Source organism: Vitiosangium sp. GDMCC 1.1324 (genome assembly GCF_003044305.1).
Classification (GTDB): domain Bacteria; phylum Myxococcota; class Myxococcia; order Myxococcales; family Myxococcaceae; genus Archangium.
Genome location: NZ_PZOX01000001.1, coordinates 807809 through 834770 on the forward strand (window position 1 = coordinate 807809; position 26962 = coordinate 834770).

Below are 26962 nucleotides of genomic sequence, written 5' to 3' on the forward strand. Positions count from 1 at the left end.
GAGCGGTAGAGGAGCGGACGCTAGAGCCCCCTGGTATGGTGCGTCCAGAACGCTCTAGCGATGATGTGCCTTCTCGTCCCCTCGCTCGCCGCGGAGGGGGCGCCGGGTCTCAGGGCTCAGGGGCAGAGAAAGCGCACCTGGTAGTCCTGGCACATGCCATTGGACTGCTGAGCGTTGTAGCAATATCCCCCGGTGGGCAGTGAGCAGGAATAGACCTGACCGGTGCTGTTCCAGGGCACGCCGCTGATTGTCCGGCACTCAATGGCGATGGGGTTGGAACACACCGCGTAGCCCTCGCTCTGGATCGCCGCCAGCGTCTCGAAGTCGCCGTAGCCACCGGCGTCATCGCGGCTGATCCACTGCGTCCAGGTGGGCGTGCTGGCCGTGACGTTGATGGAGCGCGCGGTGTAGGCGTTGAGCACCCGGCCATGGCTGTCATTGAGCGCCGCGGCCTGCACCGTCTTGGGTCCCGTGTAGCTCCAGGACTTGAACTGGGTCGTCGGGGTGCTCGGGGCCGCGGTGAAGGGGAAGAGGGTGCCGTCCCCCCAGGTGAACTTGAAGCTCACGGGGTCCGAGTAGGGCCAGCAGGGGCGCATTCTCGTGGTGTAGGGGGCCGCGTTGTTCATCGGCACCGACGAGGGCCCCAGCAGCAGGGGGCGAAACGCGGTGGAGCCCGTGGAGCCCGTGCCCACGAGATCCCAGAACCGGATGTGCCTGCGCGAGGTGCTCCACAGGTTGTTCCAGTCTTGTGAGTATCCGGCAGCCGAGGCGCGCGCGGTGATGAACAGCTGCCAGTCCAGATCGAAGGTGCTTGCGCTGACCGTCTCGTTGGTGCCGTCGCCATCCGCGTCACCGCACGTGTTGCCGTAGTAGCCCCACAGGTCGCCGTACAGGTAGGGACGCGCGCCTACCTGCGCGTGGGCGAGCCACTCATTATAGAGGTAGGCACGCACGGCGACCTGGGCCCAGACCGTGGGATAGATGTGGCCAGACACACTGCCCGTCACCGGCTGGGGCGTAGGTGCGCTGCCCAGGCTGTAGCTGGCGGAACCGCTGCAGCCTCCGGTGCTGCAGGTGTAATCGAAGCTACCCGTGGCCGTCTGCTGGCCATTGTAGGCGACCGTGCCCGAGGCGCTTGCGTTGATGTCCAGTCCCAGGTTGATGGGCAGGTTGAAGCCGATATGCACCGGGAGGGGGCCCACCCAGGCGGTCACCGAGCCGAGATAGGGCTTGGCGATCTCGTCCGACCAGCTGAAGCCGTAGTTGAGCGTGCCATTCACCGTGGTACCGTGGCTCACCGCCGCATTGCCATAGATGTGCGCGTGGTCGAACCCGACCGAATAGGGAATACACGCCCCGAAGATTTTCACTCGCTTGGTGGCTGTCACCACCTCGCCCGTGGCGCCGCCGGAGATGTTGCCCGTGGTGCTGAGCGAGCCGGAAAACCCGCCTCCAAAGTTTTTGGAGGCGCCGATGGGTGTATTGAATGAGAAGCTCTTGCTCCAGCTGTGCAGGACGCTCGAGCACGAGGCGAGGCGCTGCCCCACCTTCCCGTCTTCCGCCGACTCGGCGATCTGCTTGAGGTAAGGGGTCAACTCACCCATCTCCTCGGAGATCGCGATCTCGTCGGCGATCCGTTTGTCCACGGAGAGCACCAGTCCCTCCTCGCCTCTCTCCTTGGACCGCTCGAACTCGGCGACGATCTCCTCCCGCAATCCATTGCTCAAGGACAATTCGAAGACGGCCTTCGGGTCGCTCACCGTGTAGACGTCCCGTGAGAAGTACTCCCCGGTGTCATCCACCGTGTAGCCGCTGATGTTTCGCAACGTCCAGCCCTCGCCCTGGTCGAGCACCTTCTCCTGGTAGACCTCCTCCTCGGGGATGGGCTCGGGCTCCTTGTCTTGCGCGTGCGCGGACGGGCTCGCCGCGAGCGCGTAGGCGGTGGCCAGACAGAGGGCAAGGATGTTCCATCCACGGCGCGAGGCCGTGGTGGCGATACGGGGGTGATTGGACATGAGGGGGTTCCTTGAAACGAGACGGGAACAGCGAACAGACGCCAATGCAGGGAGCGAGCCAGGGAAGCCAGAAGCCTTCCATACTCGGGAGGGAGGGCAACCCATGGCTCCGCTGTTGCCTGGGAATCAAGGAAAAGACGCTTTCCCGATTGCTTCCAAAGCAACACACCCAACTGCTTGGGGTGCCACGTTCGCCTCCTCCGCTCCTGTTTGGGGGAGCCCCACCTGCCGTGCTCACGGCATAGCGCTCGCAGCTGGCGAGCTTGTTGCCCGAGGCTCCGTAGCTGACGTGCTTGTAGAAGGGTAATAATAACTTGATATGGATGGAATATTGATCCACGTCCACTGCCGGTAGGGCACGTGCGGCAACACCCGCTCCACCAGGTGCACCGCCATCCCTGGTGAGCCAGAAGGCGGCGCCCTGAGCACGGCCACCGCGAGCCGTGCCGAGCCTCAAGGGGTGGAGTGCCCGCCAATCTCCGGGAAGCGTTCGTAGGCCCGTTTGAGCGCATCCAGGTGAGTAGGGTTGTCCAGGTCGAGCGGCGCATCGGTGAGCTGCACGACCCACCCGCCCGTCGCGGTGCGCCGCGCCCGTGAGAGCAAATCCGCGTCGCGGGCGGGGTCCGGAAAGCCGATGGCCCGTGCGGCAGCGGCCGACCAGTAGTTGCTCGCTCCGGGGCGGTCTCGGGCTCCAGTGGTAGGTAATTGAGGGGAGCATCCGGGCGAGGGCTCAGGTGGATGCCCGCGCTCGTGTCACTCGCGCGTCTCGTGTCCATGCATTGGGCACGATCATGATTCCCCCACCTCTTCCTCCGCACCTCGAGTCGCGCCGCTCCCAGATATTCCCCGTCCTGGACGCCCGGGATCGCGAGCGCATGCAACGCTTCGGTGAAGTTCGGCGCTTCCGTGATGGGGAATGCCTCGTGGCGGCCGGGCAGCCGAGCCCCGGGATGCTCGTGCTCGTCCAGGGCCGCGTGGCCCTCTCCCGGCGCGATGGTCTGGGGCACTCGATTCCCATTGTGGAGGAGGGCCCGGGACAGTTTCTCGGCGAGGTGGCCCAGCTCTCCGGACGCCCCGCGCTCGTTGACGCTCACGCGGTGGGCGAGGTGGAAGCGCTGGTCATTCCCCCGCCTCGTCTGCGCGCGCTGCTAGTGGCGGAGGCGGACCTCGGCGAGCGCATCATGCGCGCCCTCATCCTGCGTCGCGTGGGTCTGATCGAGACGGGTGGGGGAGGGCCCGTCCTGGTGAGCCCTCTCGAGTGCGCGGGCATGGTGCGCCTGGAGGGCTTCCTCTCGCGCAATGGCCACCCGTACCTCGTGCTGGACCCGGCGCGGGACGACGAGGCGGTCTCGCTGATCGAGCGCTATTCGCCGCGCGAGGAGGAGCTCCCGCTCGTGGTGTGCCCCGATGGGTCGGTCCTGAAGAACCCCTCGGAGCGCACCATCGCCCGGGCGCTCGGACTGCTCCCGGAGGCGGCCTTCGAGACGCTCTATGATGTCGCCGTGGTGGGCGCGGGCCCCGCGGGGCTCTCCACCGCCGTGTACGCGGCCTCCGAGGGACTGCGGGTGCTCGTCCTGGACCTGCGGGCCTTCGGGGGGCAGGCGGGTGCGAGCGCGCGCATCGAGAACTATCTGGGCTTCCCCACCGGCATCACCGGCCAGGCGCTCACCGCGCGCGCCTACGTGCAAGCGCAGAAGTTCGGCGTGGAGATGGCCATCCCGGCAGAGGTCGCCTCCCTGCGCTGCGAGGCCTCTGGCGCGCCGCTCACGCTCGCGCTGACCGACGGGCGGAAGGTGCGCGCGCGGACTGTGGTGGTGGCCAGCGGTGCACGCTACCGCCGTCCCGCGCTCGCGAACCTCGGCCGGTTCGAGGGCCGTGGGGTCTTCTACTGGGCCAGCCCCATCGAGGCTCGCATGTGCGACGGCGAGGAGGTCGTGCTCGTGGGCGGTGGCAACTCCGCGGGCCAGGCGGCCGTGTTCCTCGCGGACCACGCGTGCCGGGTCCGTGTGCTCGTGCGCGGCCGGGTGCTCGCCGCGAGCATGTCCAGCTACCTCATCGAGCGCATGGCCGCGTCTCCTCGCATCGAGCTGATGATGGAGACGGAGGTGGTTGGGCTGGAGGGCTCGGACGAGCGCGGCTTGCAGCGCGTGCGCTGGCGGCACCGGCCCAGCGGGCACGAGGAGGAGCATGACATGCGCCACCTCTTCCTCTTCATCGGGGCGGACCCGGCCACGGAGTGGCTCGCGGGCTGCGGTGTAGCGCTGGACGCGAAGGGCTTCGTGCGCACGGGCGCGGAGCTCGGCGAGGAGCCGCTCCAGGCGGATACCTGGGAGGCCGCCGGACGGGTGCCGCTCGCGTTCGAGACGAGCCTGCCCGGTGTGTTCGCCATCGGCGACGTGCGCTCAGGCTCCGTCAAGCGCGTTGGCAGCGCGATCGGCGAGGGCGCGGCCGTGGTGGCGCAGTTGCACGCCTACCTGGCCTCCGCCGCCGCGTCCGAATCCCGGCGCACCAGCATGCACGGGCCGTCCGAGACGGTGCACCCGGGCGAGGGGGCGCAGCAGGGGGCCGGCGCCCCTGGCGCTGCCTTGCCGCCACAGTGAGGCCTTGACCGCGACGGCGATCACGAGCATGTCGTTGCCGCTTCAGAGCGGGGGTGTTCATGAAGGCGTTGGTGTCTCTGGCCCGCCTCGACGGCATGGCGCAGGCGGAGCTGTGTGCTCGGGGAGAGGTCTCGGCGGCCGAGTTGTTCGACGCGTGCATGGCGCGCATCGAGGCGTTGAATCCGCTGTTGCGTTCGGTCGTCACGGTCGAGCGCGAGCGCCCCCGTCCGGCGAGCTCGGGGCCATTCTCCGGGGTGCCGTTCCTGGTGAAGGACTCCACGCCGTGGCCAGGTCTGCGTTGGTCGATGGGCTCACGGCTGTTCGCGGCCAATGTCGCCCAGCAGCAGACGCCCTACGGCAGGCGGCTCGAAGAGTCGGGGCTCGTGTGCGTCGGCAAGAGCGCGCTGTCGGAGTTCGGTCTGCTCGGCAGCACCGAGACGTTGCTGGAGGGCGTGACACACAACCCGTGGAACCTCGCCTGCTCGGCCACGGGCTCGTCCGGCGGAAGCGCGGCTGCCGTCGCCGCGGGGCTCGTCCCGCTCGCGCACGCCAACGACGGGGGCGGTTCAATCCGCAACCCCGCGTCGGCGTGTGGTCTCTTCGGCTTCAAGCCGAGCCGGGGCCGCACGGTGCCAGCGAGCTTCGCCAGCTCGGATTTCGGGGACATGACGAGCGATCACTGCATCAGCCGCTCCGTGCGTGACAGCGCACTGTTCCTATCGATCACCGAGGATCGCTCGAGTGGTGCGCCCGTCGGCTTCGTGCGTGAGCCGATCGCTCGCAAGCTGCGCATCGCGACCTGGACGCGGACGATGATGGGGGCGGAGCCGGAGCCCGCGGTCCGCCGCGCCTACGATGAGGCGGTGGCGCTGCTCACCGAGCTCGGTCACAGGGTCGAGCCGATCGCGCCGCCTGGCTTCGACGCTCCCGTGCTGAGCGACGCGTTCTTCCTCGTTGCGGGTGCGGCCATCGCGGACATCGTCGAGAGGGTCGATCAGCTGCGTGGCATGCCCGTGCAGAACGATGAGCTCGAGCCATTCACCTGGGCGCTGGTCGAGACCTTCCTCGCGCGAGGTCCCGACGCGCTGCCACAATCGCGCGCCGCCTTCGCGAAGGCGGTGCAGACCTATCTCGAGACGACACGAGGGTACGACGTGGTGCTCACGCCGACGATTGCCACCGAGCCGTGGCTCATCGGGCACCTCTCGCCGATTCTCGGACGAGAAGAGCTGATCCGCCGCACGGGGCGCGCCGTCGGTTACACGCCGATCCACAACATCGCGGGGTGCCCCGGGATGTCCGTCCCTCTTCACTTCCCGAAAGACGGTCTCCCCATCGGCACACACTTCGCCGCGGCCCCGGGTGCTGACGCGTTGCTCTTCGGCCTCGCGTACCAGCTCGAACAGGCGCGCCCATGGAAGGACCATTGGGCGCCCTATTCGATTCCCGGTGTCAGCGGCGTTGGGCCAGCGCCGACTCGACATACTTGATGCCCTTGGAGGTGATCGCCTTGCCCTTCTTCGTGTCCTGCGCGAAGCCGGTGTGCAGGCGCAGCGCCTTGGCCGCATTCGGGGCGGCGTACGTCACGCCGAGCTCACCCCAGAAGCGCGAGGTCGTACCCGACGTCACCTCCACGTCCAGGCTCCGCGCGAGGTAGAGCGGAATGAGCGAGCGCAGGAGTTGATCCTTCTGTCGCCCGGCCGCCACCAACTCCTCCTGCTTGGGATGGGCCCGTAGCGCGTCCACCAGCGTTCCCACGGCATCCTCCGGTTCCGAAGCCGGGGCCCGCGCCGGGCCGGGTGTCTTCCCCACCGCGGTCTTCTTATGGCTCTCGGAGGCCGTCTTGCGCACGGCGGTGGGCCTGGCCTTCTTCTTCGGCCTGGCGACCTTCTTCGCACGCGGCGCCTTCCGCGACCCGGCGGACGCCTCGCGCCAGGTCTCCGCTCGCCGCACCTCCATGCGTCCCGTGGCTGGCAGCGGCGGGAGTGAGAGCGACACGACGGGCTCTGGGACCTCGTGCACCTCCCCGCGCGGAGCAACCGAAGGGGTGTCTCTCATCGGACGAAGGGACTCACCGGGCTGTCTGCCCAGGACGTAGTCCCGCAGCGTCTCGTACGTTTCACCCACCACGCCCGCGAGACCCACGCGCTCTAGCAGCGATTCCAACCACCGAAGACCGTTGAACACCTGGCGAGCCCTCCTCGAAACGCAGGAGGCTACAGCCACTTCCAGGAAAACCTCCAACTCGAAGTGACTCCCGCCTCAGGGCACTTCCCCCGCTGAAAGCGATTTCGCCATCCACGGGAGTGGTCTCGCTCGCGGACCGGAAATGCGACGCGATGCAGGACCCGGAATGGGTGCGCCACCTGGAACAACACATTGCGTCAATGACGACACCCACCCGAAGAAGGATTGTCTGGCTGCGTCAAACCCTATGAGTGTCCACTATTGAGCGGAATTGCCATCGGGTTTGACGCACGAGGCCATCACCCTCGATTTCTAGCCTTTCGCACAAGGCTGCCATCACTATTTGACTGCGCTTTCAAAAGATCTCTTTACTCGCCGGATAATCTGCTTTAAGTCTGTTGTGGAAAGCACGGAGCAGCCTCGAGCTGAGCTGCGGTGCTTTGACGCAGCGCGAAACGCAGACCGAGGCAAGGACATGCCTCCGGATGGAGGGACTCCCACGCGGCTCGCGTCCGAGCCGGCGTGACGCTCGTTTCTTGCCAGAAACCTTGGCGTAGCACCCGTCCCCAACCCTGACAGTCTGAAAGGCTTCAACCCGAGCGGTTCACTCTCCAGGAGAGAATGCAATGATCAAAAAAGTGGCATCCACGATTTCCGCATTGGCCACAGCGGCGGGCCTGTGCGCGGCCTATCCGGGTGTGGCCGAAGCGCAGACGCCTATTTCCCAGGCGAACACCACCATCTTTGGCCCTCGCGTCTACGTCTTCGATCCGACCATGGCGGCGGGTGACATCAACAATGTCGCCAATACGGTCTTCACCAAGATGGAGGCCAATCAGTTTGGCACCGACCGGTATGCGCTGCTCTTCAAGCCGGGCACGTATAACGTCACCTTCAACGTGGGCTTCTACACCCACGTCGCGGGTCTGGGACAGAACCCGGACGACGTGAACATCAACGGCGGGGTGAACGTCAACGCCCAGTGGATGCCCAACGCCAACGCGACCTGCAACTTCTGGCGCACCCTCGAGAACTTCGCCGTCACCCCGTCCAACGGCGTCACGCGGATCGCCGTTTCACAGGCCGCTCCCTTGCGGCGCCTGCACGTCAAGGGCGAGCTGCACCTGTTCGACTTTGACGCGAACTGGAATGCCGGCTGGGCCAGCGGCGGATTTCTCGCCGATTCCCTCGTAGATTCGACCGTCGTTCCCGCCTCGCAGCAGCAATGGCTCTCCCGAAACAGCAAGTGGGGGAGCTGGTCGAACGCCGTGTGGAACATGGTGTTCGTGGGAAGCGTCAATACGCCGGCCGCCTCGTGGCCGGATCCGCCCTACACGATCGTCGACCGGACGCCGGTCATCCGGGAGAAGCCCTACCTCTATACCAGCGGCGGGCAGTACTACGTCTTCGTCCCGGACCTGCAGACGAATACCCAGGGCACCAGCTGGGCCGCGGGCCCCACGCCGGGACAGTCCCTCCCCATCTCCCAGTTCTACATTGCCCGTCCGGAGACGGACAGCGCCGCCAGCCTCAACAGCGCGCTGAGCCAGGGCAAGCACATCCTGTTCACCCCGGGCGTCTACTCGCTGAATGACACGCTTCGCGTCAACAACGCCAACACCATCCTCCTCGGCATTGGTGTTCCCTCGCTGATTCCGACGAGTGGAACCCCGGCCATCTCGGTCGCCGACGTGCCTGGCGTGAAGATCGGCGGCATGATCCTCGAGGCCGGTACGGTCAACTCCGCCAGCCTCCTGGAAGTCGGCCCCACGGGCAGCTCGATCGATCACTCGGCCAACCCGACCTTCCTGTACGATCTGACCGTCCGGACCGGTGGGGCGTTCCCCGGGCGGAACGACGTGGGTATCAAGATCAACAGCAACAACGTCGTGGGTGATCAGCTCTGGCTGTGGCGCGCGGATCACGGAGAGAGCGCCTTCTGGAACACCAACATCACGAAGAACGGCCTCGTCGTGAACGGGAAGAACGTCACGATCTACGGCTTGTTCAACGAGCACCACGAAGAGTATCAGACCTTGTGGAACGGCAATGGCGGCCGGGTGTACTTCTACCAGTCCGAGATTCCCTACGACGTCCCCAACCAGGCGTCGTGGATGAATGGCGCGGTGAACGGCTACGCGTCGTACAAGATTGCCGACACGGTGACCACGCACGAGGCGTGGGGTCTGGGTGTGTACTCCTACTTCCGGGACGCGGCCGTCAAGCTGAACACTGCGATCGAGGCGCCCAACTACCCGGGCATCAAGATCCACCACATGACCACCATCTGGCTGAATGGAATGGCGGGCAGTGAGATCACCCACGTGATCAACAATACCGGTGGCAGGGTCTACGGCAGCACTCCCGCCGATGCCATGAGGCAGACCGTTGCTGAGTACGCGGGCACAGGGACGCCGCCGCCGACCGACACCCAGGCGCCGACCGCTCCGGCGAACCTGACGGCCACGGCCGTGTCGAGCAGCCAGATCAACCTGAGCTGGGGCGCTTCGACGGACAACGTGGGCGTGACCGGCTATGACATCTACCGCAACGGCACGCTCATCGGCTCGTCGACCACGACGTCGTACAGCAGCACCGGGCTGACGGCTTCGACCACCTATAGCTATACGGTCAAGGCGAAGGATGCGGCCGGCAACGTCTCGGCTGCCAGCAACACCGCCAGCGCCACCACTCCGGCTGGGAGCGACACCCAGGCGCCGACCGCTCCGGCGAGCCTGACGGCCACGGCCGTGTCGAGCAGCCAGATCAACCTGAGCTGGGGTGCTTCGACGGACAACGTGGGCGTGACCGGCTATGACATCTACCGCAACGGTACGCTGATTGGCTCGTCGACCACGACGTCGTACAGCAATACGGGGCTGACGGCTTCGACCACCTATAGCTATACGGTCAAGGCGAAGGACGCGGCTGGCAACGTCTCGGCCGCCAGCAACACCGCCAGCGCGACCACGCAGTCGAGCGGCGGCGGCACTGGTAGCGAGTTCACCTACGGGGCGAGCAGCGTCAGCTCCACCCAGGCGCTTACGTGGTTCGTGCCCACCGGCTTCACGGCGAACTACGTCATCATCCACTACAGCTACCCGGGCCTCGGGCAGCAGAACGTCACCATGACGTACAACAGCGGCACGGGCCGTTGGGAGACCCCCGTGAACGGTCTGACCTCGGGTGTGACGCTCTCGTACTCGTTCACCTACAACAAGAACGGCGCGCAGTACGACACTCCGACGTACACCTGGACCAAGCCTTAAGGGTCTGTAGAGGTCTCGACTCGAGCGGCCCACTCCCCCGAGCAGCTTCGCGGCGGGAGTGGGCCGTTTCGCGTCCGCCGATCGCAGTTTCTTTGAAATCTTCCGGTTGGGGTGGGGGATGGGGCCCTGAGGTCCTCTGCTGAGCCACGAAACCGCGGGCGTTCCGCAGAAGTGGCTGACAGACTCGGCTGCCCCATGATCCCGTTGCTAGCCGTGGTCGCGCTGGTGAGCGCTGCCGCACCCTCTGAATCCGACTCCCTCTTCCGGCAGCTCGCGGAGACGCGTTACTTCAACCTGGGCCGGCCAGCGGCGGTGCGGATCACGCCCGACGAAGAGACGGTGCTCTTCCTCCGGAGCCCGCCAACGTCCGGCGTGAGCTCGTTGTTTGCATTTGACGTCGCCACCGGACAAACTCGCGAGCTGCTCACGCCAGAGAGCGTCATCGCGGGCGCGCAGGAGACCTTGTCCCCCGAGGAGAAGGCGCGCCGTGAGCGCATGCGCGTCACAGGCCGCGGCTTCACCTCGTATGCACTCTCCAACGATGGGCGGAAGGTGCTGCTCTCGCTCTCGGGCAAGCTCTATGTCGTCGAGCGCGGCTCCGGGAAGAGCACCCAGCTCAACGCGGGCGCGGGTGTCATCGACCCGCAGTTCTCGCCCGACGGCAAGCAGGTCGCCTACGTCCGCGACAACGACGTGTTCCGCGTCGAGCTCGCCACCAACGAAGAGCGCCGGGTCACTCGTGGCGGCACTCCCGACCGGACGCACGGCCTCGCCGAGTTCGTGGCGCAGGAAGAGATGTACCGCTTCACCGGCTACTGGTGGAGCCCCGACGCGAAGCACATCGTCTACGCCGAGGCCGATACGTCCGGCGTCGAGAAGATCCACATCATCGACCCGGCGAGCCCGGAGCAGGGCGCCCAACCGTTCGCGTACCCACGGCCCGGCAAGCCGAACGCCCGGGTGCGGCTCTTCGTCGTGCCGGTCGCGGGTGGCCCGGCGAAGGAAGTCAAATGGGACGCGGAGAAGTACCCCTACATGGCAACGGTGAGGTGGCCGAAGTCGGGCCCGCTCACCTTGCTGGTACAGAACCGCACGCAGACGGAAGAGGTGCTCCTCGCGGCGGATCCGCGCACGGGCCAGACGCGCCCGCTCCTCGTCGAGAAGGACGACGCGTGGCTCGCGCTGGACCAGACCTTCCCCGAGTGGCTGGAGGACGGCAGTGGCTTCCTTTGGTCCACCGAGCGCAATGGGGCCTCGGAAGTGGAGCTCCGCCGCGCCGACGGAAGCCTGGCGCGGTCGCTGGTGAGGCCGGGCGCCGGCTTCCAGACGCTGGTGCGCTATCAGCCGAAGGAAGACGTCCTGTACTTCCTGGGCGGGCCCAACCCGACCGAGCGGTACCTGTGGCGGGTCAAGGGCGGCGGTGAGCCCGAGCGCATCACCTCGGGCGGCCCCGCGCTCGAACGGGCGGTCGTCTCCGCCCGGGGCGGCTTGATCGTCGTCACGACCGAAGGTCCCTCGAGCCTGCGCCGGGTGTACGTCCATCGCTCCGACGGGACGCGCCTCGGCGAGCTGCCTTCGGTCGCGCGCGAGCCTCCGTATGAGCCCCGGTTCGAGCTGCGGCAGGTCGGGCCCGAGCGGTTCTGGACCTCGATCATCCGGCCCCGGAACTTCAAGCCCGGCGTGAAGCTGCCGGTCATCGTCGAGATCTACGGGGCCGCCTACCCGGTGGTCCACCAGAGCATGGCGATGAACCTCATCTCTCAGTGGATGGCGGACCAGGGCTTCCTCGTGGTGAAGCTGGATGGCCGTGGAACGCAGCTGCGCGACCGCGCGTGGGAACGGAAGATCAAGTTCGACTTCGCCGGCGTGCTCGACGATCAGATCGCCGCGCTGCGGGCGCTCGCCGCCGAGGTGCCGGAGATGGACCTCACGCGCGTGGGCATCGAGGGGTGGAGCCACGGCGGGTTCATGTCCGCGCTGGCGGTGCTCGCGCGCCCGGATGTCTTCAAGGCCGCGGTCGCTGGCGCCCCGGTGGCGGACTGGCGCGACTACGACAGCCACCTCGCCGAGCGTTACCTCGGGCTGCCGGAGGAACACCCGGATGCATACGAGAAGAATTCGCTGCTCACTTATGCGAAGGCGGACAAGCCCATGGGCAAGCTGCTGCTCATCCATGGCACCGCCGATGACAACGTCTTCTTCTCGCACACGCTGAAGCTCTCCGATGCGTTGTTCCGCGCCGGCAAGCCTCACGAGGTGCTGCCGCTGAGCGGGTCCACACACATGGTCGCCGATCCCGCCATGAACGAGCGGGTCTGGGCGAGGCTGGTACGCTACTTCCAGGAGAATCTCTAGCGGCCGGATGCTCCGATGTTCGAACGGAGGCGGGAGGATGCGTTGCCATGGCTGAGCGCGACCGGGCACAAGAACCGACGACGGAGGATGAACTGCGGGAAGCGACGATCGGTGCGCCGACCGAGGTCAACGGTCAGATCCTGCTCGTCGACTACGATCCCGAATGGCCGGTGCTGTTCGCACGGGAAGCGGAGAAGATTCGTGCGGCGCTGGGGGACCGGGCGCTCCTGATCGAGCACGCCGGGTCCACGTCGGTACCGGGTTTGATGGCGAAGCCCATCATCGACATCATCGTCGCCGTGGCGGACTCCGGGGATGAATCGACCTACGTTCCCGCCCTGGAGGCGGTTGGCTACCAGCTCCGCATTCGCGAACCGGAGTGGGAGCAGCATCGCCTCTTGAAAGGGACCCATCCCGACGTGAACATGCACGTCTTCACCATCGGTTCGAGGGAGATCAGCCGCATGCTGATGATGCGTGACTGGTTGCGCTCGAACGAGGCCGAGCGCGAGCTCTACGCCGCCACGAAACGAGAGCTGGCGTCACGCACCTGGAAGTACGTGCAGAACTACGCCGATGCCAAGTCGACGGTGATTGCCGAGATCATGGCGCGTGCCGAGGCTGCTCGCGCCGCCGATAGCTCGAGACGATGAGTGGAAGTCTAACGCTTTGTCCAAGGGGGTGCCCATGTCGTGGCTCGATACGTTGGATGACATTCGGACGCGGGACTTCAGCAAGGTGTCCGCGCAGGAAAGGGAGAAGGCCGCACGGGACGTCATCAACCTGTGCTCCTACGCGTCCGCGGTGGTGGCCATCTCTCCCATCCCATTCTCGGACGTGGTGCTGATGCTGCCCATCCAGACGGGCATGGTGATGACGGTGGGGCACATCTACGGGCGGAGGGTGGACAAGGCCTCCGCCAAGGATCTCATCCTCGAGCTGGGCGCCACCGCGGGCGTGGGCTTCCTGGCTCGGCAGGGCATCAAGGCCCTGCTGCCGGTCTTCGGCGCGCTGCTCACCGTGGTGCCGGCCTTCGCGGCCAACTGGGCCATGGGCCGCGTGGCGATGGAGTACTTCAAGAACCCGGACGCCAGCAAGGAGGAGCTGAAGCAGGTCTTCGAGCGTGCCAAGGAAGAGGGCAACTCGCTCTTCTCCAAGGATGCCTTCAACAACTTCCGGAAGAAGAACGAGGCCGACATCCACGCAGTAGCGAAGGCGCAGGACGCGGAGCCGTCTCCGGACGAAGAGCCCGAGCAGGCAAGGGCCGCGGCTCCGGCGGCGAAGAAGAAGGCCACCACGAAGAAGGCGGTAGAGAAGAAGCCCCTGGGCAAGCCCGCCACCGCGAAGAAGGCCGCCGCGAAGAAGGCGTCCCGCAAGGCTGCTGCTCAGAGTTCCGAGCCGGAGGAAGGTGCCGAGGCGCCTCTCACCGTGCGGACCCTGATCGAGCGAGAGCTGCCGCGCCGTATCAAGGCCAGGAACGAGCTGGCTCGCGACATCCAGGCCGTCATCCACCTGGACATTCGTGGTGATGAGGGCGGTCAGTGGACCGTGGACCTGACGCGCGCTGACCGCTGGGTCGGCCAGGGACTGAAGGGGGAGCCCCGGGTGACGGTGCGCTGTGCGGACAGCGACTTCCTGAAGATCGCCACCGGCCGGAAGGACGCGAAGATGGCCGTCCTCTCTGGTGCGCTGGAGTTCGAGCCGCTCGATCTCGAGCTGGCGGGGCAGATCGGTCAGTTGCTGGCGTGAGGCGCGGGCCCGAGTGCTCGGCATCCTGGGAGGCGAGGGTCGAGCGCTCCCTTGGTGTTCATGAAACCGTGGATGTGGCACACCATTTGGCGCGAGCTATACACAGTTTCGTGATGAACGGTAAGAAGCGGCAGGGACGGCCCCGGAAGGCACCGAAGGGAACGCGCGGGGCCGCGAAGAAGGGGGATGTCTTCGAAGCCCAGGCGCGCGAGCTGGCGCTCCTCTGGGGGGAGGCGGAGCCGCCGAGCCGGGGGCCCAAGCCGAGCCTCAGTGTCGACCGGGTCGTTCAGGCCGCCATCGAGATCGCCGACGCCGATGGGGTCCATGCGGTGTCGATGCAGCGGGTCTCGAGCGAGTTCGGCTTCACGACGATGGCGCTGTACCGCTACGTGCCGAGCAAGGCCGAGCTCTTCGCGCTCATGATCGACGCGGCGATCGGCGAGCCGCCCAAGCTGGACGGAATTCAAGGAGGGTGGCGTCCCAGGCTCGAGCACTGGGCGCGTCGGCTCTGGGCTGTCTTCCATCAGCACCCCTGGCTCCTGGAGGCCACGGGCAGCCTGCGGGTGATGGGACCCAACGAGCTGGGCTGGCTGGACGCCGCGCTGGCCGCGTTGAGCGGAACCGGCCTCGCGGGCAGGGAGTTGATGGAGTCGTTCCTGGTGATCAACGGCCACGTCCGGATCGCCGCGCAGTTCTCGGTGGACATTCCGCGTGACGAGCAGGCCCTCACCAAAGAGCAGTGGGTGGCCACTGTCGCGAGGTTGCTGGAGACGCACGGCGAGCGCTACCCGGCGCTGGTGTCCGCGCTCTCGGGGGGGGCCTTCGGCCCGTCCGAGAGTGATGGGCTGGAGTTCGGCCTGCGCCGCGTGCTCGATGGGATCGGCATGCTCATCGAATCCAGGAAACAGACATCTCGAGGGCCTGCGTCCGGGTGAAAAGCCGTCCAGGAGGAGAAGATCATGAGGTCCGCGTTCAAAGGCGAGCAGGCGAAGGCGGTGCTCTCGCAGTGGTTCGACCGCTTCCGGGATCGGATCAAGGTGCCGACCGAGAGCAGGAGCGTGAAGACCCGGTTTGGAGACACCCACGTCCTCGTCGGAGGACCGGAGGGCGCGCCACCGGTGGTCTTGCTTCACGGTGCGTTGGCGAGCTCGGCGCACGTGCTGGGGGAGCTGGCCCCGCTGCTCGAGCGCTTCCGGGTCCATGCGGTCGACATCGTGGGCCAGTCGGTGAAGAGCGCGGACGCGCGGCCCTCGGTCTCCAACAACGAGTACGGTGAGTGGCTCTCGGACGTCCTGGATGGGCTCTCGCTTCCGCGGGCGCACGTGGTGGGGGTGAGCTGGGGCGGCTTCGTCGCCATCCGCCTCGCCGCCGTCGCGCCGGCGCGTATCGATCGACTCGTCCTCCTCGTTCCGGCGGGCGTGGTGAACGGCTCGTCGTGGGAGGGGTTCACCAAGGTGGGCATCCCGATGATGCTCTACCGCATGTCGCCTTCCGAGCAGCGGTTGAAGGCGTTCGTCCGTCACATGCTCACGACCACGGATGATGACTGGGTGCCCTATCTGGGTGATGCCCTCCGCTCATACAACATGGACATGCGGGTGCCCGCGCTGGCGACACCGGAGGAGCTCGAGGGGTTGACGGCGCCCACGCTCGTGCTTGGCGCGGACAGGGATGTGAGCTTTCCGGGTCAACGGCTGCTCGCTCGTGCGCCCGAGCTCTTTCCATCGCTCGCCGGCAAGGAGCTCATCAAGGATTGCCGTCACTGTCCGCCAACGACAGACGATTTCCGGCGCTGGCTGTCGGAGCGCATCAGCGGCTTTCTGCTCGCGAGCTGACGCTCGGAACCCGCTCGCCGGGTGTGCCTGGCTGCTCCCCCATGACGGCACGGGCCCAGGCAGCCGACCACGAGTGTGCACTCCCTTGCCCTGGGCGCCGAGGGGCTTGCTTGCGGCCAGGGGGAAGGGTGCCCACTTTTGTCCCCAATGGGCCGGTGCATTGCATGGGCAGTGTCGCTCATGGTGTCGCTCTGGGCGCTCCCTGTAGGGGCTGAGCTCCTCGAGGTGCGCCAGCCCTTCGTTCCTCCTCCGGAGCTGCCGGAGCGCCACGCGTTCGAGGAGCTCCTCTGGTCCTTCGCGGATCCGCAGCGCGCCCTGGAGGGGGGCTTCGCCGCGCCCTCCCTGTCACTCGCCGTGCGCGCGAAGGCCTGGGCATTCATGCGGCCCGGGATGCGCGAGCAGCGCGAGGCCTGGGAGGTGCTCTCCCTGTCGGCGCAGGACATCACCCTGTCCGACCTTCCGGCGGGAAGCCGCTTCGCCCGGTTCCTGGAGCTCGGTCCCCAGGGCGAGCAGATGCGGGTGCGCGACCTTGGCCCCTGGCTCCGAGGGCCCCAGAGCCCGCTCCAGACGACCCTGCGCCCGATGCTCGACAGCATTCCCGGGAAGGAGACGACCGCGGTGGTCGCGGCGAGCGTGGCGGGGCTCGGGCTGCTCTGGCAGTTCGGCACCACGCATGCGCAAGCGCTCGGCCTGACACCCGTGTTCAGTGGCACCATTCTGGATGGGCACCTGCAGGGGTCCATCCAGTTGCAGAGCGAGCCCCACTTCAAGAATGCACGCGCGGACGTGGCGGCGCGCATCTTCCTGCCGGAGGTGCTGCGGCTGCCGGTGTTCGGCGGCCGGATCGAGCAGCTCGAGGTGGGGGGAACGGCCGCGCGCGTCTCCCAGGGGTTCCTGCTCGATTCGCGGTGGGCCCGCCTGCGAGGCCGGCTGTCCTGGTTCGAGCTGTCCATGGGGGTCCGCTCCAACCATGACGAGCCGCCCCTCTGGACGGATGTCGAGACGATCGTACGGCACGCGCACTTCGACCTGCGCGCCGTGTGCAGCTACCAGTGGGCGACCACGCGGACCGCCGCCATGGCCACGGCCACGGTGCGTACGGGTCCGGTGCTCTCAGGGCTCTTCTTCGGTGTCCAGGGGACCACGAGGCACACCTTCGGGCTGGTGGGCATGGGGACGTTCTAGGTTCGGATTCCAGAGCACGAAAAACCGCGGGGTCGTACATTGGGGAGCGTTGAAGAAAGGACACTCTCCATGACCTCCCTCGACGACCTTTTCCCCTCAGAAGAGCAAATTCCCGCGGGCGTGCGGCTCCCGGGGTACATTGAACAGCGCGAGTACCTCGTGGGTGGCGAGCTGCGGACCTGGACGGGCGAGCTCAACCCCGTCCAGAGCCCGGTGTTCGTGAAGACGCCCCGGGGTGTGGAGCCCAAGGTGATTGGCGCCACGCCGCTGCTCACCTCCCGCGAGTCCCTCGAGGCGCTGGAGGCCGCGGTGAAGGCGTACGACCATGGCCGCGGCGCCTGGCCGTCGATGCGCGTCGCCGACCGCATCGAGCACGTCGAGCGCTTCCTCGTGGCCATGCGCGCGCAGCGCACCGCGGTGGTGAACCTGCTGATGTGGGAGATCGGCAAGACGCAGTCCGACTCGGAGAAGGAGTTCGACCGCACCATCGATCTCATCGTCGAGACGATCCGCGCGCTCAAGGAGCTGGATCGCACCTCGTCCCGCTTCGTGCAGGAGCAGGGCATCATGGCGCAGATCCGCCGGGCGCCCATTGGCGTGGCGCTGTGCATGGGCCCGTACAACTACCCGCTCAACGAGACCTTCAGCACGCTCTTTCCCGCCCTGCTGATGGGCAATGCCGTGGTCTTCAAGCCGGCGAAGTTCGGCGTGCTGCTCATCCGCCCGCTGCTGGAGGCGTTCCGCGACTGCTTCCCGCCGGGCGTCATCAACATCATCTACGGCCGGGGGCGCGAGACGGTCGGCGCGCTGATGGAGAGCGGCCACGTGGACGTCTTCGCGTTCATCGGGACCAACCGCGGCGCCAGCGAGCTCAAGCGGATGCACCCCCGGCCGCACCGCCTGAAGGCCGTGCTCGGCCTGGACGCGAAGAACCCGGCCATCATCCTCGAGGACGCCGACCTCGAGAACACGGTGAAGGAGTGCATCACCGGCACGCTCTCCTTCAACGGACAGCGGTGCACGGCGCTCAAGCTGCTCATGGTGCACCGGCGCATCGTCGAGCCGTTCCTCGAGCGCTTCAACGCCGCGGTGGATCGCCTGAAGCCGGGCATGCCGTGGGAGCCGGGTGTCGCGATCACGCCCCTGCCCGAGCCTGGAAAGACGACGTACCTGCAGGGCCTGGTGGATGACGCCGTGTCGAAGGGGGCGCGCGTCGTCAACCAGACCGGTGCGCGGACGAACCGCTCGTTCTACTCACCGGCGGTGGTGTACCCGGTGACGGGCGAGATGCGCCTGGCACACGAGGAGCAGTTCGGTCCGGTGATTCCGGTGATGGTCTTCGACGACGACGACCAGGTCGTGCGCTTCGTCGTCGACTCCAACTTCGGCCAGCAGTTGAGCATCTTCGGCCAGGACTCGACGCGCATCGGGCGGCTCATCGACGCGTTCGCCAACCAGGTGGGCCGCATCAACCTCAACTGCCAGTGCCAGCGAGGGCCCGACACGTTCCCCTTCAACGGTCGCAAGGACTCGGCGGAGGGCACGCTGTCGGTGGCGGACGCGCTGCGGGTGTTCTCGATTCGCACGCTCGTCGCGGCGAAGACGACCCCCGCCAACACGGCGCTGGTGCAGTCCATCCTCACCCGCCGCGAGTCGGACTTCCTCACCACCGACTTCCTCTTCTGACGACGGAGGCCATGGGCTCTCCGGGTCAGTGGGCCCGGGGAGCTCCGGCGCGAGTTACTCGGCGTCTTCCCGTTGCCGCCGCCGGAACTCCGCCACCTTGGCCTTGTTGCCGCAGCCCGCCATGGAACACCAGCGCCGCTGACCGGAGCGCGAGGTGTCCACGAAGAGCAGGGCACAGCCTTCCTGGGTGCACTTGCGGATCCGCTCCGCCAGCGGGCCGCCGAACAGCTCCACGCCATCCCTCGCCACCGCCGCCAGCAGGCTGCGCACGCCGCCGTGGGTCCAGGTGAGCCCCTCGGGCCCCAGTTGGGGCACGGGCGCGGGTTCCGCCGCCCAGCGGTTCAGCGTGGCGCGATCTCCCGAGGCGAATCCTTCCTCCCGCACGCACGCCACCGCCAGCCGGTAGAGGACCTCTCGAAGCTCTCGCGCCTGGTGGAGCTCCTCCGCCGTGGGCTCCGCAACCCGTGCCGCCAGCCCGGCGGCGACGAGCCAGCGGCCCAGATCATGAGGTGTCTCCAGCAACTCCCTGGGCTCGGCTTTGAGGCGGCCGGCGAGGGTGGCGGGCATGTCCAGGGCCAGGCGGCCGGAGCGGAACTTGAACCCGTCTCGCAGCTCGCCCGCCGGCGCCGCGTGCTGACTCGAGGCTCGAGGCTTCTTGGAGGCCATGTGGGTCCTCAATAGAGCAATGAAACCGGCTTGACAAGTTACAGGGGGCCGATCCACAAGTGTGTCCGCTGTTGGTAACCCGTTTGAGGGGTTACTGATTCCTTGGTCTCGGAGGAGTCCCCATGAAGCTGGAGAGCAGGAGAGTGATCGTCGTGGGTGCGGGTTCTGGCATCGGCCGGAGCGTGGCCATCGCTGCTTCGGAGGCGGGAGCCAGCGTGGTCCTCGCGGGCCGCAAGCGGGAGGCGCTCGAGGCCACCGCCGCATTGCTGAAGGGTCCGCGCGAGGTGCGGCCCCTGGATGCCTCGCGAGAGGACGAGGTGGGGGCCTTCTTCGAGACCATCGGTCCGTTCGATCATCTGGTGAGCACCGCCAGCCAGGGCGCCTCTGGATCCATCACGGAGCTGGGGACAGCTGCCATCGAGCGGGCCTTCGCCGCCAAGCTCTGGGCTCCCATCTTTCTGGTCAAGCACGCCGCCCGGCGCATTGCCCGAGAAGGGTCCTTCACCTTCTTCTCCGGGTTCCGGGCCGTGAAGCCTTCACCAGGGGCGTCCATCACCAGTCTGGTTAACGGGGGCCTGGAGGCCTTCACCAAGGCCATGGCCGTGGAGCTGGCGCCCATTCGGGTGAATGCCATTTCCCCAGGGGTGGTGGACTCGGGGTCCTTCTGGGATCGGCTCGGTACCGAAGCGCGGGATCGACTCTTCTCGGACTTCGCCCAGAAGGCTCCCGCCCGCCGGGTGGGCCAGCCCGAGGATCTGGCCGCCGCCACGCTCTTCGCGATGGTCAATCCCTTCCTCACTGGAACCGTCCTCGCCGTGGACGGCGGTGGTCACCTGATGTGAGGAACGCCATGAATCCAGAAAGCCAGACATCCACTGAGGCAAAGACACCCATGAACCGGCTCGGCGTACTCATTCTCGCGGCGAGGGCGCTGCTGTTCCTGGGACTCGCGCTGCCCGCGGGCGGCGCCATGGCGGAGCCACAGACCCTCCAGGAGGAGCTCGTGGGAACCTGGACGCTCGTCCTGGTGGACAACGTGCTCCCGGATGGGAGCAGGGTCGAGCTGTATGGCCCCCATCCGCAGGGGCTCCTGATGTTCGACGCCCAGGGCCGCTACTCCCTGCAGATCCTGCGAGCAGGCCGGGCCAGGTTCACGTCCAATGACAAGAGCAAGGGGACGCCCGAGGAGAACAAGGCCGCGGTACAGGGGAGCAACTCCCACTTCGGCCGCTACTCGGTCAATGAGGCGGAGCGCACCGTGACCTTCCACATCGAACATGCCTTCTTCCCGAACTGGGAGGGAACCGAGCAGAAGCGCACATTCACACTCACGGGCGACGAGCTGAAGTACACCGTTCCGACGCCGACGACCGGTGGGACGGCCACCGGCGAGGTGGTCTGGAAACGCGCCCGTCCATCCATGTGACGGGGGAGGGCGAGGAGCCGTTCGAGCGCTGGCTCACGCGGCGCGCCCAAACCGGCATTGCGCGCCGTGCTCTACTTCTGGGTCGGATGAGCGAAGAGACTTCCATCACCCTGGGATTCACGAAGAGCCTGGCGACAAAACTCCTCGTCGCCCTTTGCGGTGTCATCAGCATCGCGCTCGGCATTCTCGTTCTCGTTGTCAACCGGCAGTCCTCGCGTGTCGCGGAAGAGCAGGCGGGTCAGACGGCCCTGCAGATGGCCGAGCGCCATGCGCAGATGATCAACGCCGAGCTCAACGCGGCGATCATCCCCGCCCGGACGCTCGCGCAGGCGCTCGTGGCCCAGAAGGCCGCCGGTCTGGCCGATCGCCGCCTCGCGGACGCGGCGCTCAAGAAGGTCCTCGAGGACAATCCAAAGCTTCTCGGCGTCTGGACGGTGTGGGAGCCCAACGCGTTCGACGGACTCGACGAGAAATACGCGAACACGCCCGGCACGGATGCCACCGGACGCTACATCCCGTATTGGAACCGCGGCGCCGGACGCGTCAAGCTGGAGGCACTGGTCGACTACGAGACGCCAGGCGCGGGGGACTACTACCTCCTCGCGCACAAGAGCGGGAACGAGACGATCATCAACCCCTACCTCTACACCGTGTCGGGGAGGCCGATGATGCTCACGAGCGTCGCCGTGCCCATCGTGATCGACGGCCGGGTCGTCGGTGTCCTCGGAGCTGATCTCTCGCTTGAGCAGGTCCAGAAACAGGTCTCGGAGATCGCCCCCTTTGACACGGGGTACGCGGTGCTCGTCTCGAACAATGGCACGTTCGTCGCGCACCCATCGGAGGAGCGCCGCGCGAAGCAGCTCGGTTCCTCTCCCGCGGAAGACCTGGTGAGGAGCGCTCTGTCGCACGACGGCGCGCTCTCCGCGCGGGTCCACTCCGACGTGCTCGGCGCCGGGGCGATCGAGGTGGTGGTCCCGGTCCGCGTCGGCGAGACCGTGACGCCCTGGGCGCTCGCCGTCTTCGCTCCCCTGGACGCGGTGCTCGCGCCGGCGCGGGCGCTGCGCCAGTTCACGCTCATTCTCGGAGCGCTCTCGCTCCTCGCGCTCGGCGTCGCCGTCCTCATCGTGATCCGTCGCATCACGAAGCCACTGGAGACGATCTCCGCCGTCGCCAGCCGTATCGCGGACGGCGACCTCACGGGGACGCTCGACCATCGCTCGGAGGATGAGATCGGCATCCTCGCCAATGCGTTCCGTGCGATGCGTGACCGGCTGGCGGAGGTGATTGGCGAGGTCCGTGACGGCGCGGCGGCGCTCTCGGCGGCTGCCACGCAGGTATCGATGACCTCTCAGTCGCTCGCGAGCCGCACGAGCGAACAGGCCGCCACCTTCGAGGAGATGACGACCAGCCTCGAGTCCGTGGGCGCGTCCATCATCAAGAACGCCGAGAGCAGCCGCCGGGTGGAGACGATCGCGAACAAGGGCGCGGCCGATGCCGAGGCGAGCAGCAGGGCCGTGGCCGAGACGGTGGAAGCGATGAAGCAGATCGCCTCGAGCATCTCCGTCATCGAGGAGATTTCCTACCAGACGAACCTCCTCGCGCTGAATGCCTCCATCGAGGCCGCGCGGGCGGGGGCGCACGGAAAGGGCTTCGCGGTCGTGGCGTCCGAGGTCCGCAAGCTCGCGGAGGGGAGCCAGAACGCCGCGAAGCAGATCGTCACGGTTGCATCGAGCAGCGTGCAGATCGCCGAGAACTCGGGCCTGCGGCTGCGCGAGCTCGTTCCGTCGATCGGCACGACGTCGCATCTGGTGAAGGGCGTCGCCGCCACGTCGAGCGAGCAGTCGTCGAGTGTCGGCGAGATCAACAAGGCGATGCTCGGCCTGAACGAGGTGACGCAGCAGAACGCGGTGGCCGCCGAGGAGCTCTCAGGCACCGCGGAGGAGATGGCGTCACAGGCGGAGAGCCTCCTGCGGCTGGTGAGCTTCTTCCGCGTGGACTCGGCCGCGGTCTTCCCCGGAGGCCGCATCCACTCCGAAGCGCAGGAGATCCCGGGCGCGGCTTCCGCCTCCCGGTTGCGGCCCGCGGCGACCCAGGCGCGGGTGCACGGCCGCCTCGCGTAGTTTCCGGAGCCTCGGGGTTGAGCTTCGGCTGTATCGCCGGCTGCGAGCAGCCGGGATGGGCCGTGCTCCCCTGAGGCACTCCGTCACGGATTCCCCTTCAGATTCGCTCTCGTGGCAGTCGGCGCGACGCAGTGTGTCGAACCCGGAGGTTCGGCTCAGCGGCCGGTGTGTGGCCGCGTTGTGCATTCATGGCGCACCGCGCCATTGTGTTTCAATCCCATATTGTGGGAGTGCATCCCGCCCCTTGAGATGCGCGGGCAATCTCTTTACAGTCCGCCGCGCATGACCAAGGAAGCCGCCACTGATCATTCCACCGCTCCCGCTGGTGCCCAGGCGCTCTACCGCGGCCTCGCCGCGATGGAAGCAGTGGCCGCGGGTGCACGGTCGCTGTCTGCCATTGGCGAGGCCATCGGTTGCACGCGCAGCACCACCCACCGGCTGCTCGATGCCCTGCAGCGCGCCGGGTACCTGCGCCGCGACAGTGATGGCTACGCCCTCGGTGCCCGGCTGATCGACCTCGGGTACCAGGCGCGGGCATCGCTTCCGCTGATCCAGGCCGCGCGTCCGCACCTGGAATCGCTGGCCGCGAGCACGCGAGACACCGTGCACCTGGGTGTGCGGGATGGGAGCGAGGTCCTCTACCTCGACAAGCTGCCGGGGGTGCGTGGGCTGGAGATGCGCTCGCGCATTGGGAACCGGATGCCGCTGGCGGTGACCGGTCTCGGCAAGGCGTTGCTGCTCGACCTCGACCATGATGCGCTGGCAGCGCTGCACGCCGAGGCGATGCGCCACCGCGACCCGGCCACTCTCGCCCGCACGCGCGCCTGGCCCGCCTTCCTCGCTGGCATGCGGCGCTATTCGCGTCTGGGCTTTGCCTTCGACCTCGAGGAGAACGAGGTCGGCATCCGCTGCGTGGCGGCGCCTGTGCGCGATGCCAGCGGCGCGATCCAGGCCTCTGTCAGCGTGGCGAGCGCCAGGCCCTACATGCCGAAGACCCGCATGCAGGCGCTGGTCCCGGAGGTGCTGGCCGCGGCCAGGGCGATCTCCATCGAGCTCGGCTGGAGGCCGCGATGAACGCGCCCTGCCTCATTGGTCTCGACTGGGGCACATCCAGTCTGCGTGCCTACCTGATGGGCGATGATGGCCACGTGCTCGAGCAGCGCGCCATGCCGCGCGGCATCCTGCGCGTCCCGGGTGGCGATTTCGCCGCCACCTTCGCCGAGGTCACCGAAGGCTGGCACGAAGCCGTGCCCGGCGGACTGCCGCAGCTCGCCTGCGGGATGATTGGGAGTGCGCAGGGCTGGCGCGAGGTGCCCTATGTGAGGAGCCCGGCGGACGTGGCCACGCTCAGCGCCGGGCTCGCCAACGTGCTCACGGCTTCCGGGAGCAGGCTGCACATCGTGCCCGGCGTCCGCCACGACGGCCCCGTGCCTTCCGTGTTGCGTGGCGAGGAGACGCAGATCGTCGGTGCGCTCGTGCTGCGCCCCTCGCTCGCCGAGCGCGCGCTGCTGGTGCTCCCGGGCACGCACAGCAAATGGGTCGAGGTGCGTGACGGCGCCATTGGCCGCTTCGAAACCTATATGGCCGGCGAGCTGTTCGCGCTGCTGCGCGAGCACTCCATCCTCGGCAGGCCGGCGCGCGACGCGGGCGCGGAGGCGCGCACCGGCGAGCCTGGCAGCGCCTTCGAGCGCGGTGTGGATACCGTGCGTGACAGCGGTAGGGCAGGGGTGATGGCGCGGCTGTTCTCGGCGCGCAGCCTGGTGCTGACCGGCGCCCTCGCCGCCGTGGAGAGCCTGGACTACCTGTCCGGCATGCTGATTGGCGAGGAGCTGCGCAGCGCGCTCACCGCCTATGAGGTGCACCCCCTGCCGGCGGTGACCCTGATCGCCGATCCGCTGCTGTGCCGCCTCTACCGGCGCGCCTTCGCGCGCTTCGATCTGCCCGAGCCCGAGGTGGTCGAGGACGCGGCGAGCATGGGCCTCTGGCACATCGCGTGTACCGCCGGGCTCGTAGACGCCGTCTCCGTCACTGACACCGCTGGGAGCACGTTCGCATGATCCGCGCCTACTTCGAACAGCTTCCCTTGATCGCCATCCTGCGGGGCCTGCGCCCGGAGGATGCCGTTGGCGTCGGCCGCGCCCTGGTGGACGCCGGGTTCCGCATCCTCGAGGTGCCGCTCAATTCGTCCTCTCCCATGGAGAGCATCCGCCGCCTGGTCGATGCCTTCGGGTCGGACTGCTTGATTGGTGCGGGCACGGTGCTCGACCCCGCCCACGTGCGGGAGATCGCCGCCGCCGGTGGCCGGCTGGTGGTGATGCCCCATGGAGATCCCGCGGTGATCTCGGCGGCGAAGCTCGCCGGCATGGTCTGTACGCCTGGCGTGGCCACTCCGACCGAGGGCTTCGCCGCGCTCGCCGCTGGCGCGGACGCCATCAAGCTGTTCCCGGCGGAGCAGCTCGGGCCGTCGGTCATCAAGGCTTGGCGCGCCGTGTTCCCGCGCCAGACGCTGATGATTCCGGTGGGCGGCATCACTCCGGACAACCTCGCGACCTACGCCGCCGCTGGCGCCGATGGTTTCGGTCTCGGCTCGGCGCTGTACGCACCCGGGCGTGGCGCGGAGGACGTGAGCGTGCGTGCCCGCGCCTTCGTCGAAGCCTGGCGCCGTGCCGCTTCCTCTCGCTCCTGAGACAGACTCATCATGAAAATCACCAAAGTCACCACGTATGTCGTGCCACCGCGCTGGCTGTTCGTGCGCATCGAAACCGACTCGGGAATCACCGGCTGGGGCGAGCCGATCGTGGAAGGCCGCGCGCACACGGTGGCCGCGGCGGTGGACGAGCTCGCCGACTATCTCATTGGCAAGGACCCGAGCCCGATCGAGGACCACTGGAACGTGCTCTACCGCGCCGGTTTCTACCGCGGTGGGCCGGTGCTGATGAGCGCGCTCGCCGGCATTGACCAGGCGTTGTGGGACATCAAGGGCAAGGCCCTGGGCCAGTCCGTCCACGCGCTGCTCGGCGGCCCGGTGCGCGATCGCATCCGCGTGTACTCCTGGATTGGGGGCGATCGCCCGGCGGCCACCGCGGCGGCGGCCAAGGCCGCGGTCTCTCGCGGCTTCACCGCGGTGAAGATGAACGCCACGGAGGAGATGCAGTTCGTGGACTCCCACGCCAAGGTCGAGGGCGTGCTCGCCAACGTCGAGGCGGTGCGCAGCGCGGTCGGCCCGCACGTCGGCATCGGGCTCGACTTCCACGGGCGCGTGCACAAGCCGATGGCCAAGGTGCTGATGCGCGAGCTCAGCGCCTACAAGTTGATGTTCATCGAGGAGCCGGTGCTGTCGGAGCACCTGGAGGCGATCCCCGAACTCGCGGCGATCTCTCCGGCACCCATCGCGCTCGGCGAGCGGCTGTACTCGCGCTGGGACTTCAAGCGCGTGCTGGAGCGCGGCGGCGTGGACATCATCCAGCCCGACCCCTCGCACGCGGGCGGCATCACCGAGACGCGGAAGATCGCCGCCATGGCCGAGGCCTTCGACGTCGCGCTGGCCCTGCACTGTCCACTGGGGCCGATCGCGCTCGCCGCGTGTCTGCAATTGGATGCGGTGGCCTACAATGCCTTCATCCAGGAGCAGAGCCTGGGCATCCACTACAACGAGACCAACGACCTGCTCGATTACCTCACCACGCCCGAGGCCTTCGCGTACCAGGAGGGGTTCGTCACCATCCCGAGAGGGCCCGGCCTGGGCATCGAGGTCAACGAGACCTACGTCGCCGAGCGCGCCCGGATCGGCCACCGCTGGCGCAACCCGGTGTGGCGGCACGCCGACGGCAGCGTGGCCGAGTGGTAGTCCCGCGGCCTCATCACCGCGC

Annotated in this window: 20 protein-coding genes and 1 pseudogene; 17 read left to right on the plus strand and 4 right to left on the minus strand. The window is 67.5% G+C overall.

Going from position 1 to position 26962, the window contains the following annotated elements; all coding sequences use genetic code 11:
* Positions 1-116: 116 nt before the first annotated feature.
* Positions 117-2015 carry a hypothetical protein gene (locus DAT35_RS03135; protein ID WP_146209552.1) on the minus strand — a complete coding sequence of 633 codons (1899 nt, stop codon included), beginning with the start codon at positions 2013-2015 and terminating at the stop codon, positions 117-119.
* A gap of 453 nt (positions 2016-2468) precedes the next feature.
* Positions 2469-2678: pseudogene (locus tag DAT35_RS03140) on the minus strand (DUF5953 family protein); the annotation flags it as partial.
* Between the two features lie 128 nt (positions 2679-2806).
* Between DAT35_RS03140 and DAT35_RS03145 the strand changes: the two are divergent.
* Complete coding sequence (locus tag DAT35_RS03145; protein ID WP_108065629.1) at positions 2807-4615, plus strand: FAD-dependent oxidoreductase; 1809 nt, start codon at positions 2807-2809, stop codon at positions 4613-4615.
* 59 nt (positions 4616-4674) lie between these two features.
* The gene (locus DAT35_RS03150; RefSeq protein ID WP_108065630.1) at positions 4675-6105 is read left to right on the plus strand and encodes an amidase; all 1431 of its coding nucleotides are present in this window, start codon (positions 4675-4677) and stop codon (positions 6103-6105) included.
* Here DAT35_RS03150 and DAT35_RS03155 read toward each other — a convergent pair.
* Entirely contained in the window at positions 6068-6802 is a 735-nt protein-coding gene (locus DAT35_RS03155; protein ID WP_233261270.1) for a hypothetical protein, read from the minus strand. The genes DAT35_RS03150 and DAT35_RS03155 overlap by 38 nt on opposite strands.
* Positions 6803-7428: 626 nt before the next feature.
* Here DAT35_RS03155 and DAT35_RS03160 point away from each other — a divergent pair.
* The 8 genes from DAT35_RS03160 to DAT35_RS03195 all read left to right on the plus strand — a co-directional run bounded on the left by DAT35_RS03160 (position 7429) and on the right by DAT35_RS03195 (position 18881).
* Positions 7429-10071: a fibronectin type III domain-containing protein gene (locus DAT35_RS03160; RefSeq protein ID WP_108065359.1), complete on the plus strand. Its 2643-nt coding sequence runs from the start codon at positions 7429-7431 to the stop codon at positions 10069-10071.
* Between the two features lie 195 nt (positions 10072-10266).
* The gene (locus DAT35_RS03165; RefSeq protein WP_108065360.1) at positions 10267-12426 is read left to right on the plus strand and encodes a S9 family peptidase; all 2160 of its coding nucleotides are present in this window, start codon (positions 10267-10269) and stop codon (positions 12424-12426) included.
* Between the two features lie 47 nt (positions 12427-12473).
* Entirely contained in the window at positions 12474-13079 is a 606-nt protein-coding gene (locus DAT35_RS03170; RefSeq protein WP_108065361.1) for a GrpB family protein, read from the plus strand.
* Positions 13080-13113: 34 nt separating this feature from the next.
* On the plus strand, positions 13114-14175 hold the full coding sequence (locus tag DAT35_RS03175) for an SCP2 sterol-binding domain-containing protein (RefSeq protein ID WP_146209553.1): 1062 nt from the start codon (positions 13114-13116) through the stop codon (positions 14173-14175).
* Between the two features lie 113 nt (positions 14176-14288).
* On the plus strand, positions 14289-15110 hold the full coding sequence (locus tag DAT35_RS03180; protein ID WP_108065363.1) for a TetR/AcrR family transcriptional regulator: 822 nt from the start codon (positions 14289-14291) through the stop codon (positions 15108-15110).
* Between the two features lie 24 nt (positions 15111-15134).
* Positions 15135-16010: an alpha/beta fold hydrolase gene (locus tag DAT35_RS03185; RefSeq protein ID WP_108065364.1), complete on the plus strand. Its 876-nt coding sequence runs from the start codon at positions 15135-15137 to the stop codon at positions 16008-16010.
* A gap of 180 nt (positions 16011-16190) precedes the next feature.
* Positions 16191-17195: a hypothetical protein gene (locus DAT35_RS03190; RefSeq protein WP_233261271.1), complete on the plus strand. Its 1005-nt coding sequence runs from the start codon at positions 16191-16193 to the stop codon at positions 17193-17195.
* Between the two features lie 69 nt (positions 17196-17264).
* Entirely contained in the window at positions 17265-18881 is a 1617-nt protein-coding gene (locus tag DAT35_RS03195; RefSeq protein ID WP_108065365.1) for an NADP-dependent glyceraldehyde-3-phosphate dehydrogenase, read from the plus strand.
* A gap of 54 nt (positions 18882-18935) precedes the next feature.
* Here DAT35_RS03195 and DAT35_RS60460 read toward each other — a convergent pair whose 3' ends face one another.
* Positions 18936-19547: an ABATE domain-containing protein gene (locus DAT35_RS60460; RefSeq protein ID WP_108065366.1), complete on the minus strand. Its 612-nt coding sequence runs from the start codon at positions 19545-19547 to the stop codon at positions 18936-18938.
* A 122-nt stretch (positions 19548-19669) separates the two neighbouring features.
* On the opposite strand from DAT35_RS60460, the gene DAT35_RS03205 reads away from it, so the two are divergent.
* The 7 genes from DAT35_RS03205 to dgoD all read left to right on the plus strand — a co-directional run bounded on the left by DAT35_RS03205 (position 19670) and on the right by dgoD (position 26940).
* On the plus strand, positions 19670-20389 hold the full coding sequence (locus DAT35_RS03205) for an SDR family oxidoreductase (protein ID WP_108065367.1): 720 nt from the start codon (positions 19670-19672) through the stop codon (positions 20387-20389).
* Between the two features lie 50 nt (positions 20390-20439).
* Positions 20440-20973, plus strand: a complete 534-nt coding sequence (locus DAT35_RS03210) for a lipocalin-like domain-containing protein (protein ID WP_108065368.1) — start codon at positions 20440-20442, stop codon at positions 20971-20973.
* A gap of 86 nt (positions 20974-21059) precedes the next feature.
* Positions 21060-23093 (plus strand): methyl-accepting chemotaxis protein, encoded by a 2034-nt coding sequence (locus tag DAT35_RS03215; RefSeq protein ID WP_146209554.1) that lies wholly within the window; start codon positions 21060-21062, stop codon positions 23091-23093.
* 282 nt (positions 23094-23375) lie between these two features.
* Positions 23376-24167, plus strand: coding sequence for an IclR family transcriptional regulator (locus tag DAT35_RS03220; RefSeq protein WP_199242784.1), 792 nt, complete (start codon positions 23376-23378; stop codon positions 24165-24167).
* Positions 24164-25150: a 2-dehydro-3-deoxygalactonokinase gene (locus DAT35_RS03225; RefSeq protein WP_108065371.1), complete on the plus strand. Its 987-nt coding sequence runs from the start codon at positions 24164-24166 to the stop codon at positions 25148-25150. Before DAT35_RS03220 ends, DAT35_RS03225 begins: the two co-directional genes overlap by 4 nt.
* A complete protein-coding gene (locus DAT35_RS03230) occupies positions 25147-25779 on the plus strand; it encodes a 2-dehydro-3-deoxy-6-phosphogalactonate aldolase (protein WP_108065372.1) in 633 nt (210 codons plus the stop codon). The genes DAT35_RS03225 and DAT35_RS03230 overlap by 4 nt, the downstream gene beginning before the upstream one ends.
* A 12-nt stretch (positions 25780-25791) precedes the next feature.
* A complete protein-coding gene (gene dgoD / locus DAT35_RS03235) occupies positions 25792-26940 on the plus strand; it encodes a galactonate dehydratase (protein WP_108065373.1) in 1149 nt (382 codons plus the stop codon).
* Positions 26941-26962: the final 22 nt, after the last annotated feature.